Genomic DNA, 12,202 nt, shown 5'->3' on the forward strand with positions numbered 1-12,202 from the left:
AACTAATGCCCTTTACCCGTATTTCACTACGTCAGCACCATATGGAAAATCATCTTTGTCAGCTGTCGGCCATCCTGCAGCAGACTTTGTTCGAAGAGTTTGCCGTGCCTGAACATGATTGTTTTCAGATTTTTGAAATATTACCCGATAGCCAGTTTATTTTTAATCGTCGTTATTTAAGTAGAATGCGTAGTGAAAAATTCATCCTTTTCCACATGGTGGCAGGAAAGCCGCGCAGCCGTGAGCAGAAAAAGAACTTCTATCGGGTATTAAGTGAAAGGCTTTTTACTCAGTGCGGGATTCCTTCTGATGATCTCATGGTCATTATGCAGTTTAACAGTGCGGATGAATGGAGCTTCAGCGGCGGTAAAATGTATTGTCCGGAGGAATTATGTTAGCAATGCAGTACAGGTTTACGCTTCCCGCCGACTACGATATGGCGATTATTAAAAAACGCATCGAGCTGGCTGGCCCTAAACTGGATAATTTTCCTGGCCTGTTGTTTAAGACCTTTCTTTATTGCTGTAAGAAAGAAGGCAGCCCGGAGAATCGTTATGCGCCTTTTTACCTCTGGCGGGATACGCTATCAATGCAGCGGTTTTTGCAGTCGCCTGGTTTTGCCGCGCTTACTCGTGATTTCGGCTGGCCGCGGGTTGATGTCTGGACAGTGCTGCATGCTCCTGATGCTGCAACCCTTGACCAGGCCAGTTATGCCGTCATCGGACAGAAAAAGATTTTACCTTTTAGCGATCTTAATACTGTTGCCAGCGAGGCAATGTTGTGTGGCTGGGATACCAGCCGATGGCGCTTGCTGACAGCTGATTTTACTAAAGATCGCCCTTCTGTTGATCCAGATAAAACCGCTTATCGCATTGGTTATATAGCAAGAGGCCGCGGCTATGAGTAGTCTTGAGACTGGCTGAAATCGCTGACTCAGGACAATAACGATGTTTAAAAGCTACAGGTGGCAGGAACAGCAATATTCGATTATCACCGATCCGCAAAAAATGGATATCGACGCTATTCACAGCTATCTGACCCGTTCCAGCTGGGCGGCAGGAATTGACCGGGAAACCGTACATATCGCCGTTAATAACAGTCTCAGCTTTGGACTGTTTGCAGAAAAAAAGCAAATCGGCTTTGCCCGAGTGATTACCGACGGTGCCACATTTGGCTATCTTTGTGATGTTTATATTCTGGAAGAGTGGCAGCGGCAGAAACTCTCGCGCTTGCTGATGGCCTGTGTTCTGGAGCATCCTGGGTTACAGCGTCTGCGGCGCATTATGCTGGTGACTTCCACTGCGCCGTGGCTGTATGAAAAAATGGGGTTCAGCCCGGTAAACAACGAAAATTTTGTCTGGCAAATCGTCCGGCCGGATGTTTACCAAAAGCCGTAATCGGAACAAACAGGCTAACGTTGTGAAGCCGGGTACGCCGCCGCTTATAACAAGCGGCGGGCGATGCTCAGCCGTTCTGCCTTACGCGCGCGATCAGCGCTTCGATATCTTCGGTATGATCGGCAGCCAGAATCAGCGTTCTGCCTAATGTTATCGCCTGGCGAAAGCACTCGGTTTTCATTGCTTCGTCCCGAATGGATTTAAAATCGGCAATCTGCGACATGCCGACGGTACGGCGGATCAGTTCTGTCCCGCAGTAGCCCAGCGTATCGCACCAGATCTTATGCAAAAACGCTGCGGCATAGCCAGGATAAGCCAGCGCACGATCCCGCGATTTCTCTGCTGCCAGCGCCAGAAAGCCTTCGGCAAAGCTCTGCCAGGTTGTGCGCACGTCGTTAAGACGCTTTTCGCGGGCGTCTGCCGCTTCACGCGGCGCCAGCAGGCCGGGCAGCGCGCAGTAGTTAAGCAGCAAATTGCCTAAAGCGCTGCCGACATCAAAACCGATCGGGCCATAAAAGCCGAACTCCGCGTCGATCACTTTCAGGCTACCTTCCGCTACAAAGATGGAGCCGCTGTGCACGTCGCCATGTAGCAGCGCTTCAGCATTAGAAAGAAAGCGGTGTTTTAGTCCTGCAACCTTGTAGCGCAGCTCGTCGTCGCTGCGCAGCTGTGACACCAGCGACTCCAGCGCGCGCGGATAGCCGTTGCGCTCGTGCACTTCATACGGCTCGTTAAAGAACAGTTCTTCGGTGATGTCGCACAGTTCCGGGTTGGTGAAACGAATCACGTCAGCTTTCTTCTCATACGGATGCTGATAAAAATCGGAAGTATGAAACAGCGTCTGTGCCAGATATTCGCCCAGCTGAGCGGCCGCCTGTGGATAATCGACGCCTTTCACCTGCTCGCCGCGCCAGATAGCATGGCTGGAAAGGTCTTCCATCACCATTACCGCCAGCACCGGATCGTAATGCAGAATTTTTACCGTATGTGCCGGGCAGAATCCGCCGTGAATTTGCAGCACTTCCGCTTCAATGCGCGCGCGATCCAACGTCAGCGGCCAGGACTCGCCAACGCAGCGCACATAGGGTAAAGCCTGTTTGACGATAATCCGGCTGATGCCGTCGCGATCGAAAATTTTAAAGACAAGGTTAAGGTTGCCGTCGCCAATTTCCTGCGCGTCGATCAGGTTTTCAGCATCGGCAATGCCGCCAAATTCACGGGCATATTCCACGGCGTCCGCTGCGGTGAACGTACGGTATTGCGACATTAACTCTACCCTCATCACTGTTTTTCATTTCGTCTGCCGCCTTCTTTACCTCAAGCCGTTCAGACGTCTATACATCCGCTAAGCATGTTGGCACAATATGCTGTAATTACGCAACCAGGATTTAACTTTCATGCAGACACTGAGCACAACCAGCTTACAAGTTCGTGATAACCAGCTCTGGATCCTCGATCAGCAGGCGCTGCCACAAAAGAAAATCTGGTGTCCTACGCCGGACGTGGCGGCGCTGGTAGACCATATTAAAACGCTGCGGGTACGCGGTGCGCCGCTGATCGGTCTGTCGGCCAGCCTGTTACTGGCGCTGCTGGCGGAAAACGGCATGACGAAATCGGCGCTGAGTGAGTCGCTGGAAGTACTGCGAGCTTCCCGTCCTACCGCCGTTAACCTGATGAACAATCTTGACCGCATGAAACTGGCGCTGGCGCAGGAGAATTACAAAACCGCGCTGACTTTTGAGGCGCTTCGCCTGGTTGAAGAAGACAAAGCGCTATGCGATAGCATCGCTGCTGCAGGCGCAGAGTTAATCAAACCCGGCAGCCGTCTGCTGACCCATTGTAATACGGGCGGACTGGCTACTGCTGGCGTGGGAACGGCGCTGGGCGTAATCTCGCGCGGCTGGCAGCAAGGCCATGTGGAAAATGTCTGGGTGGATGAAACCCGTCCGCTGCTGCAGGGCGGCCGCCTGACCGCCTGGGAGCTGGGCGAGCTGGGCATTCCTTACCGGCTAATCTGCGACAGCATGGCAGCGAGCCTGATGGCGGCAAAACAGGTGGATGCCGTTTGGGTTGGCGCCGATCGCATTGCGGCTAACGGCGACGTAGCCAATAAAATCGGTACTTACAGCCTGGCGGTGCTGGCGCATTATCACAATATCCCGTTCTATGTCGCGGCTCCGCATACCACGTTGGATCCGAACTGCCCAAATGGCGAAGCTATTCCTATTGAGCAGCGGGCTGCCAGCGAAGTTACCGGCGTGGCGGGAAGCTTTGGTGCAGTGCAGTGGTCACCGGAAAATGCGCAGGTTTATAACCCGGCTTTTGATGTCACGCCAGCGGCGCTGATTAGCGGTTGGGTGCTGGATACGGGCGTGGTCACGCCAGTGCAGGTCAAAGCGGGCGCTTTCCAGCCGGGTGATTTTAATTGAAATTCCTTGCTTAGTATAAAGCGTGGAGCAGACGAGGAAATAACAAAGATCGGTTAAGACGCTAATCGTAAAAGTTAAGAAGTGAAAAAAGGCAGGATGGTTAGTCCCGCCTTTGTTCAAGTTCCATCAACCCTTATGGGCGTCTGGTCAGTTGCCTGTATGCAACGATAATCTGCAGGGCAACGTGAATGATCTTCAACGTTACAAGTACCGCTGTCAGCATTATCACTTCTGCCTCTCCTTATGCAGAAGAGCGCCACACGCCGCCAGTGCCTATGGGCTTCCCCTGACGGCGCGTACCGGTAGTTAGCAGGTACAGGCAGCTCTTTAGGGGTGGAAGCAAACCGGACAGCACCACCTGTTTCCGGTCGGGATGAAAATTTGCATTAACAGCCCACCCACCTTTGAGAAGCTACAACAGCGTCCCGCAACCTACCGTGACGAGTATAAAACTCGAGCATTACCATAGCAATTATTCTTGCATTGACGAGCTTATCAATCGGCGATAAAGTTTTCATAGTTAGCAGGTACAGGCAGTACCGTTCCACAAGCGGTCACCAGCCGTTTCGGAACAGAGAATCAACCCGGCCCACCAGGCCGGGTTTTTTTATGGTTATTGGCCGATGCCGCTATCCTGACAATTTTTATCGCATAGCTAATACGGATTTATTCACAGCGCAATAAAAAAGCGGGCTCCAAACGCCGCTCGGCCTTAACTCAGACCCAACTTTGTTCAGAACCCGCTCTTTGCGCGGCAGTTAAGCTATCAGGCGTAGCCGTAGCTCATCAGGCGCTGGTAGCGACGATCCAGCAGTTCTTCTTTGGTCAGCTCGTCCAGCTCCGCCAGATCGGCCAGCAGCTGCGCCTTCATTGATTCGCCGATTGCCAGCTGGTTGCGATGCGCGCCGCCCAGCGGCTCCGGGATCACCGTATCGATCAGCTTCAGCTCTTTCAGACGCGGCGCGATAATGCCCATTGCTTCCGCAGCCAGCGGCGCTTTATCCGCGCTTTTCCACAGAATCGACGCACAGCCTTCCGGCGAAATCACCGAGTAGGTGCTGTACTGCAGCATGTTTACTTTATCGCCAACGCCGATCGCCAGCGCGCCGCCGGAGCCGCCTTCGCCGATTACGGTGCAGATTACTGGCACGGTCAGGCCAGACATCTCACGCAGGTTGCGTGCGATAGCCTCGCTTTGTCCGCGCTCTTCCGCGCCCACGCCCGGGTAAGCGCCTGGCGTGTCGATAAAGGTAATGATCGGCATATTGAAACGCTCGGCCATCTCCATCAGACGCAGCGCTTTACGGTAACCTTCTGGCGCTGGCATGCCGAAGTTACGACGGATTTTCTCTTTGGTTTCACGCCCTTTCTGATGACCGATAATCATCACCGGACGCCCTTCCAGACGAGCAATACCGCCAACGATAGCTTTGTCGTCCGCGTAGGCGCGATCGCCTGCCAGCTCGTCAAAATCGGTAAACACGTTGCGGACATAGTCCAGCGTATAAGGACGCAGCGGATGACGCGCCAGCTGCGCGATCTGCCATGCACCCAAATCGGAGAAGATCTTACGAGTCAGCTCGACGCTTTTTTCGCGCAGACGCTGAATCTCTTCATCCAGGTTAATATCCAGTTTTTCATCCTGACGGCCAACCGACTTCAGCGAATCTATCTTCGCCTCAAGTTCTGCGATTGGCTGTTCGAAATCCAGGTAATTAAGACTCATAATATTCCTGTTTTAGTCAAACTCCAGTTCCACCTGCTCCGACCCTATTAGCGATCGTAAATCGTTTAGCAAACGATCGCTGGGCGATACGCGCCATGCCGCGCCAAAGCGTAGCTTCGCTCGCGCATCCTCTCTCTGATAATAGAGATGTACCGGAATAGTCCCGGAACGATAAGGCTCCAGGGATTGGCGGAGACGGTTTAAAAGCTGGTCATCAATTTGCCTGTCCGTCAGCGAGATAGCAAGCCCGCGCGCATATTTTTCACGGGCTTCGTCAATGTCCATCACATCGCGAGCGGTCATTTTAAGGCCGCCGCTGAAGTCATCGAAACTCACCTGTCCGCTGACGATCAGGATACGGTCTTTTTCCAGCAAATGCTGGAACTTATCAAGTGCATCGGTGAACAGCATAACTTCCAGACGACCGGAGCGATCGTCCAGCGTACAGATACCGATGCGGTTACCGCGCTTTGTTACCATTACGCGGGCCGCCACCACCAGACCCACGGCCATGGTCATTTTGCCGCGTTCGGTCGGGTGCATGTCCTTCAGGCGCATTCCTCCCACGTAGCGCTCGATTTCTTTCAGATACTGATTAATCGGGTGCCCGGTTAAGTAAAGCCCTAAGGTTTCTCTTTCGCCATCCAGCCTGACCTGCTCCGGCCACGGCGTCACGTCGGCGTAAGATTTTTCAATCTGTTCCGGCTCTTCCGCCAGCACGCCGAACATATCCGCCTGGCCGATGGCCTCGGCTTTGGCATGCTGATCCGCCGCTTTCAGCGCATCGTTCAACGCGCTCATCAGGGCCGCGCGATGCGGGCCAAGACGATCGAACGCGCCGGACATAATCAGCTTTTCCAGCACTCGCCGGTTAAGCTTTTTAGTATCTGTACGCGCGCAAAGATCGAACAGTTCACGGAAGTAGCCATCTTTATTACGCGCTTCCAGAATCGCTTCGATCGGGCCTTCGCCCACGCCTTTGATTGCGCCTATGCCGTAAACGATCTCGCCGTCGTCGTTAACGTGGAACGGATAAAGCCCGGAGTTGATATCCGGCGGCAGGACTTTCAGTCCCATACGCCAGCACTCGTCCACCAGACCAACCACCTTTTCGGTGTTATCCATATCCGCCGTCATCACCGCGGCCATAAATTCTGCCGGATAGTGCGCCTTCAACCACAGCGTTTGGTAGGAAACCAGCGCATAGGCGGCGGAGTGCGATTTGTTAAAGCCATAACCGGCAAATTTCTCTACCAGGTCAAAGATTTTTATCGCCAGCTCGCCGTCGACGCCGCGCGCTTTCGCCCCGTCTTCAAAACCGCCACGCTGCTTGGCCATCTCAACCGGGTTCTTTTTACCCATTGCGCGACGCAGCATATCCGCGCCGCCCAGGCTGTAGCCCGCCAGCACCTGCGCTATCTGCATTACCTGTTCCTGGTACAGAATAATGCCATAGGTTGGCTCCAGCACCGGCTTCAGCGACTCATGCTGCCACTGGATATCCGGATAGGAGATCTCTTCGCGGCCGTGCTTACGGTCGATAAAGTTATCTACCATGCCCGACTGTAGCGGGCCGGGACGGAACAGCGCCACCAGCGCGATCATATCTTCGAAGCAGTCAGGTTTCAGACGTTTGATCAGATCCTTCATGCCGCGCGATTCAAGCTGGAATACCGCCGTGGTTTCCGAGCGCTGTAGCATATCGAAACTTTTTTTGTCATCAAGCGGAATCGCTGCGATATCGATCGGCGGCTCGCCCTGCTTTTTGCGGCGGGCATTGATCATCGCCAGCGCCCAGTCGATGATGGTCAGCGTGCGCAGACCCAGGAAGTCGAACTTCACCAGCCCGGCGTACTCTACGTCGTTTTTATCGAACTGGGTGACCGGATGGTTGCCGTTTTCGTCACAATAGAGCGGCGCAAAGTCGGTGATCTGCGTTGGCGCTATTACCACGCCGCCCGCATGTTTACCGGCGTTACGCGTAACGCCTTCCAGCTTGCGCGCCATATCGATCAGCGCTTTGACTTCCTCGTCCGCCTCATAGATTTCCGGCAGCTGCGGCTCGGCGGCAAAGGCTTTCTCCAGCGTCATGCCCGGATCGGGCGGCACCAGCTTGGAGATGCGGTCGACAAAGCCGTAAGGATGCCCCAGCACGCGGCCCACGTCGCGAATTACCGCTTTCGCCGCCATTGTACCGAAGGTAATAATCTGCGATACAGCTTTGCGGCCGTACATCTCGGCCACGTGCTCGATTACCAGGTCGCGTTTTTCCATACAAAAGTCGACATCGAAGTCGGGCATGGAAACACGTTCCGGGTTAAGGAAACGTTCGAACAGCAGGTCAAACTCCAGCGGATCGAGATCGGTGATTTTCAGCGCATAGGCTACCAGCGAACCGGCACCGGAACCACGCCCCGGCCCTACCGGCACGTTGTTGTCCTTTGACCACTGGATAAATTCCATTACGATCAGAAAGTAGCCGGGGAAACCCATCTGGTTGATTACGTTGAGCTCAACCTCAAGGCGCTCGTCATATTCCGGCCTTTTCTGCGCCCGTACTTCGGGATCCGGAAACAGGAATTCCAGACGCTCTTCCAGACCCTCTTTCGATTTCATCACCAGGAAATCTTCGGTGGTCATATCGCCGGTCGGGAACTGCGGCAGGAAGTACTCGCCCAGGCGAATAGTGACGTTACAACGCTTAGCAATTTCCACGCTGTTCGCCAGCGCTTCCGGGATGTCCGAAAACAGCTCGCACATCTCCTCTTCGCTGCGCAGATATTGCTGAGGACTGTAATTACGCGGGCGTTTTGGATCGTCCAGCGTAAAGCCGTCATGGATCGCGACCCGAATTTCGTGCGCGTCGAAGTCGCTCTCTTCCAGAAAACAGACTTCATTGGTAGCGACAACCGGAATGCCTTTAGCCGTGGCCAGCTCGACGGCGGCATGCAGCCAGCTCTCTTCATCCGGCCGGCCGGTGCGGCTCAGCTCCAGATAGTAGCGGTCAGGGAAATATTGCTGCCAAAACGCCAGGCATTCCGCCACCTGCGCCTGGTTGCCGCGCAGCTGCATTTTGCCGACATCGCCGCGCCGACCACCGGAAAGCAGGATCAGCCCTTCATTTAGCTCAATTAGCCAGTCGCGGTCTATGGTTGGGCCAGCCGCGCCGTAGCCACGTTGATAGGCGCGGGAGATCAGCAGGGTCAGATTCTGATAGCCAGTGTTGGTTGCGGCCAACACGGTCAGCTGCGACAGCTCATCGCCCATCGCCTCGCTGGCGACGTTGAAATCCGCGCCGATAATCGGCTTCATTCCCTGTCCGTGCGCCGTACCGTAAAACTTTACCAGTCCGCACAGGTTAGTGAAGTCGGTGATGGCTATGGCCGGCATGCCCATCGCGGCCGCTTTTTTCACCAGCGGGGCAGTCTTGGCTAATCCATCCACCATGGAGTAGTCGCTGTGTACGCGTAAATGAATAAAACGAGGTTCGGCCATCTTTAATCCTGCTGAAAACTAACTGTTATCGCGCCGCAGCGAGCACTTCGGCATCCAGCAACGCGTTGCGTACCGGCGCGAAGCTGCGGCGATGGTGTAGTGTAGCGCCGTGTAGCGCAAGCCTTTCCATATGCAACGCCGTCGGGTAGCCCTTGTGCTGGGCGAAGCCGTATTGCGGGAACAGCAGATCCAGTTCCGCCATTTCTCTGTCGCGCGTAACTTTGGCGATAATCGAGGCGGCGCTGATTTCCGCTACCAGGCTGTCGCCTTTCACCACGGCCTGCGCGGGCATCGGCAGCGCCGGGCAGCGATTGCCATCGATCAGGACGAAGTCTGGCACGACCGACAGCCCCGCTACAGCGCGTTGCATTGCCAACATAGTGGCATGCAGAATGTTCAGCTGGTCGATCTCTTCCGGCTCCGCGCGCCCCAGGCTCCAGCTTAACGCCTTCTCTTTGATCTCGTCGAACAGCGACAAACGGCGTTTTTCCGACAGTTTTTTTGAGTCGGCCAGGCCGATAATCGGTTTGGCGGGATCCAGGATCACTGCGGCGGTCACCACAGCGCCCACTAACGGACCGCGGCCCACTTCATCCACGCCAGCAATCAGGCTGGCCTGGGGATAGATAAAACTCATTTACAAAGCTCCAGTACGGCAGCGGCGGCCTGCTCGTCGGCGTTCCAGCGAATTTGCTGGTGCAAATCGGCAAAGGTCGCCAGCAGACGGTTACGAGGTTCGCCCTTTGCCAACAGCGGTTCCAGCGCGGCCGCCAGCCGCTGCGGCTGGCATTCATCCTGCAGCAGCTCTTTTACCAGCTCTCGCCCTGCCAGCAGGTTTGGCAGCGACACGTAGTCGGTTTTCACCAGCCTTTTCGCCAGCCAGAAGGTAAAAGGCTTCATGCGGTAACCGACCACCATCGGGCATTTCGCCAGCATGCACTCCAGCGCCGCCGTGCCGGAAGCAAGCAGCGCCGCATCGCTGGCGACCATAGCCTGCCGGCCTTTACCATCCAGTAAATGCATCGGTAAATCTGGCGCCACTTCCGCCTTAATTTTTTCGAACTGCTCGCGGCGGCGCGGGTTAACCAGCGGCACCACGATTTCCAGCGCGGGCCATTTTTCCCGTAGTAGCATTGCCGTTTTCAGGAAATCCGCGCTGAGCATTTCTACTTCCGCGTTGCGGCTGCCGGGCAGTAACGCCAGGCAGAGCGCCTCTTCTGCGATGCCCAATTCCAGCCTTGCGGCACGCTTGTCCGGTTCGATCGGCATTGCATCAGCCATGGTATGGCCAATAAAACGGCAGGGAACGTTATAGCGATCGTAGAAGGCTTTTTCAAACGGCAAAAACGCCAGCACCAGGTCAGTGGCGCGGCCAATCTTGAAGACGCGTTTCTGACGCCATGCCCAAACCGAAGGGCTAACGTAATGAATAGTGCGGATACCGCGCTGTTTCAGGCGGCCTTCCAGCGTGATATTGAAGTCCGGTGCATCGATGCCGACAAAAACATCCGGCTTCAGCTCGCTGAATCTTTGGGTCAGATCGCGGCGGATTTTCAGCAGGCGCGGCAGGCGCTCCAGCACTTCCACCACGCCCATCACCGCCAGCTCTTCCATCTCATACCAGGCTTCACAGCCCTCGGCCTGCATCAGCGGCCCGGCCACGCCAACAAAGCGCGTATTCGGGTGCTTTTCTTTCAGGGCGCGGATCAGGCCAGCGCCAAGAATATCGCCGGAGGTTTCTCCGGCGACCAGGGCTATCGTTAGTGGCTGAGGCATAGCTTAACGGATCAGGCCCCGGGTAGAACGGGCGAAGAAATCAAAGAACGGCTGTACTTCCGGATGTTCGCGAGCAATGTCGGCTATCTCCGGTTTCGCTTCATCCAGCGTTTTACCGCTGCGGTAAAGCACCTTGTAAGCATTGCGGATAGCGTGCAGCGCTTCTTTGCTGAAGCCGCGGCGCTGCAAACCTACCAGGTTAATGCCAAACGGCGTAGCGTGGTTGCCCTGGGCGATAACGAACGGCGGCACATCCTGAGCAACGCCCGAACAGCCGCCGACCATCACGTGCGCGCCGATGGTGCAGAATTGATGAACGGCTGTCATCCCGCCGATAATAGCGAAATCGTCCACGGTTACGTGGCCGCCCAGCGTGGCGTTGTTGGCAAGGATGCAGCGATCGCCAATCACGCAATCGTGCGCAATATGAACGTTGACCATCAGCAGGTTATCGCTACCGACTTTGGTCAGGCCGTCTGCCTGCGCTGTACCGCGATGGATAGTTACGCTTTCACGGATGCTGTTGCGATCGCCAACTTCAACACGGGTAGGCTCGCCAGCGTATTTCAGATCCTGGTTGACCTCGCCGATAGTCGCAAACTGGTAAATCGTGTTGTCTTTACCGATTTTAGTGTGGCCATTAATAACCACATGCGACTTCAGCACGGTGCCTTCGCCGATTTCAACATCGGCACCGATAAAGCAAAACGGGCCGATCTGCACGCGAGCGCCAATAACGGCACCCTCTTCAATCACGGAGCTGGGGTGGATAACAGCAGTTTCATCAATCACGAATTACGCCTCCCGGCTGCGGGCACACATCATGGTTGCTTCGCAGACAATTTTACCGTCAACGGTTGCCACGCCTTTAAAGCGCGTCAAACCACGGCGGGTTTTCTCGAAGGTCACTTCCATAATCATCTGATCGCCAGGGACAACCGGACGCTTGAAGCGGGCTTCGTCGATGCCAGCGAAGTAATAAAGCTCGCCCGGCTCAAGTTTGCCTACGCTTTTAAACGCCAGAATACCGGTCGCCTGCGCCATGGCTTCTAAAATCAGCACGCCTGGAAAAATCGGTTTACCAGGGAAATGGCCCTGGAAAAACGGTTCGTTGACCGATACGTTTTTTACCGCACGCAGAAATTTGTGCTCTTCAAATTCAAGTACGCGATCGACCAGCAGAAACGGATAGCGGTGCGGCAGCAGTTCAATAATCTCTTCAATTTTCAGAGTATGAGTTTCAGTAGTCAAAATACTCTTCCTGTCCTAAAAATTCTGATGGCATCAATAACACGGCCTGCAACGAAGAGTCGTCCGCAGGCCGCAAATCAGTTTCCGTGCCCCAGCCTTCCATGCTTAGCATTCTTTTTATATTTCGC

Annotated in this window: 11 protein-coding genes; 4 read left to right on the forward strand and 7 right to left on the reverse strand. The window is 54.9% G+C overall.

Annotated elements, in window-relative coordinates:
* Window positions 1–5: 5 nt before the first annotated feature.
* The 3 genes from ACETPC_RS12820 to ACETPC_RS12830 are packed head-to-tail and all read left to right on the forward strand — an operon-like array spanning window position 6 to window position 1,397.
* Window positions 6–398: a tautomerase family protein gene (locus tag ACETPC_RS12820; RefSeq protein ID WP_380181899.1), complete on the forward strand. Its 393-nt coding sequence runs from the start codon at window positions 6–8 to the stop codon at window positions 396–398.
* On the forward strand, window positions 392–907 hold the full coding sequence (locus ACETPC_RS12825) for a DUF4865 family protein (protein WP_380181900.1): 516 nt from the start codon (window positions 392–394) through the stop codon (window positions 905–907). The genes ACETPC_RS12820 and ACETPC_RS12825 overlap by 7 nt, the downstream gene beginning before the upstream one ends.
* Window positions 908–947: 40 nt before the next feature.
* Window positions 948–1,397, forward strand: a complete 450-nt coding sequence (locus tag ACETPC_RS12830; protein WP_380181901.1) for a GNAT family N-acetyltransferase — start codon at window positions 948–950, stop codon at window positions 1,395–1,397.
* Window positions 1,398–1,464: 67 nt separating this feature from the next.
* Here ACETPC_RS12830 and mtnK read toward each other — a convergent pair whose 3' ends face one another.
* On the reverse strand, window positions 1,465–2,664 hold the full coding sequence (gene mtnK, locus ACETPC_RS12835) for an S-methyl-5-thioribose kinase (RefSeq protein WP_380181902.1): 1,200 nt from the start codon (window positions 2,662–2,664) through the stop codon (window positions 1,465–1,467).
* Window positions 2,665–2,794: 130 nt separating this feature from the next.
* Between mtnK and mtnA the strand changes: the two genes are divergently transcribed.
* Entirely contained in the window at window positions 2,795–3,826 is a 1,032-nt protein-coding gene (mtnA, locus tag ACETPC_RS12840) for an S-methyl-5-thioribose-1-phosphate isomerase (RefSeq protein ID WP_380181903.1), read from the forward strand.
* A gap of 766 nt (window positions 3,827–4,592) precedes the next feature.
* On the opposite strand, the gene accA is transcribed toward mtnA, so the two are convergent.
* Genes accA through fabZ form a run of 6 tightly spaced genes read right to left on the reverse strand, consistent with a single transcriptional unit; the run spans window position 4,593 to window position 12,074 of the window.
* Window positions 4,593–5,552: an acetyl-CoA carboxylase carboxyl transferase subunit alpha gene (accA, locus tag ACETPC_RS12845; RefSeq protein WP_380181904.1), complete on the reverse strand. Its 960-nt coding sequence runs from the start codon at window positions 5,550–5,552 to the stop codon at window positions 4,593–4,595.
* A gap of 12 nt (window positions 5,553–5,564) precedes the next feature.
* Window positions 5,565–9,047 carry a DNA polymerase III subunit alpha gene (gene dnaE / locus ACETPC_RS12850; protein WP_380181905.1) on the reverse strand — a complete coding sequence of 1,161 codons (3,483 nt, stop codon included), beginning with the start codon at window positions 9,045–9,047 and terminating at the stop codon, window positions 5,565–5,567.
* A gap of 25 nt (window positions 9,048–9,072) precedes the next feature.
* Window positions 9,073–9,684, reverse strand: a complete 612-nt coding sequence (rnhB, locus tag ACETPC_RS12855; RefSeq protein WP_380181906.1) for a ribonuclease HII — start codon at window positions 9,682–9,684, stop codon at window positions 9,073–9,075.
* Complete coding sequence (lpxB, locus tag ACETPC_RS12860; protein ID WP_380181907.1) at window positions 9,681–10,823, reverse strand: lipid-A-disaccharide synthase; 1,143 nt, start codon at window positions 10,821–10,823, stop codon at window positions 9,681–9,683. Before lpxB ends, rnhB begins: the two co-directional genes overlap by 4 nt.
* Window positions 10,824–10,826: 3 nt before the next feature.
* Window positions 10,827–11,615 carry an acyl-ACP--UDP-N-acetylglucosamine O-acyltransferase gene (gene lpxA / locus ACETPC_RS12865; RefSeq protein ID WP_380181908.1) on the reverse strand — a complete coding sequence of 263 codons (789 nt, stop codon included), beginning with the start codon at window positions 11,613–11,615 and terminating at the stop codon, window positions 10,827–10,829.
* 3 nt (window positions 11,616–11,618) lie between these two features.
* Window positions 11,619–12,074, reverse strand: a complete 456-nt coding sequence (fabZ, locus tag ACETPC_RS12870; RefSeq protein ID WP_024965665.1) for a 3-hydroxyacyl-ACP dehydratase FabZ — start codon at window positions 12,072–12,074, stop codon at window positions 11,619–11,621.
* Window positions 12,075–12,202 lie beyond the last annotated feature (128 nt).

The organism is Pantoea sp. sgz302252 (assembly GCF_042610525.1).
Lineage (GTDB): Bacteria > Pseudomonadota > Gammaproteobacteria > Enterobacterales > Enterobacteriaceae > Erwinia.

Excerpts from the sequence above, each read along its gene's own strand:
- ACETPC_RS12820 (WP_380181899.1), top strand. The coding sequence starts at position 6 with ATGCCCTTTACCCGTATTTCACTACGTCAGCACCATATGGAAAATCAT.
- ACETPC_RS12825 (WP_380181900.1), top strand. The coding sequence starts at position 392 with ATGTTAGCAATGCAGTACAGGTTTACGCTTCCCGCCGACTACGATATG.
- ACETPC_RS12830 (WP_380181901.1), top strand. The coding sequence starts at position 948 with ATGTTTAAAAGCTACAGGTGGCAGGAACAGCAATATTCGATTATCACC.
- mtnK (WP_380181902.1), bottom strand. The coding sequence starts at position 2,664 with ATGTCGCAATACCGTACGTTCACCGCAGCGGACGCCGTGGAATATGCC.
- mtnA (WP_380181903.1), top strand. The coding sequence starts at position 2,795 with ATGCAGACACTGAGCACAACCAGCTTACAAGTTCGTGATAACCAGCTC.
- accA (WP_380181904.1), bottom strand. The coding sequence starts at position 5,552 with ATGAGTCTTAATTACCTGGATTTCGAACAGCCAATCGCAGAACTTGAG.
- dnaE (WP_380181905.1), bottom strand. The coding sequence starts at position 9,047 with ATGGCCGAACCTCGTTTTATTCATTTACGCGTACACAGCGACTACTCC.
- rnhB (WP_380181906.1), bottom strand. The coding sequence starts at position 9,684 with ATGAGTTTTATCTATCCCCAGGCCAGCCTGATTGCTGGCGTGGATGAA.
- lpxB (WP_380181907.1), bottom strand. The coding sequence starts at position 10,823 with ATGCCTCAGCCACTAACGATAGCCCTGGTCGCCGGAGAAACCTCCGGC.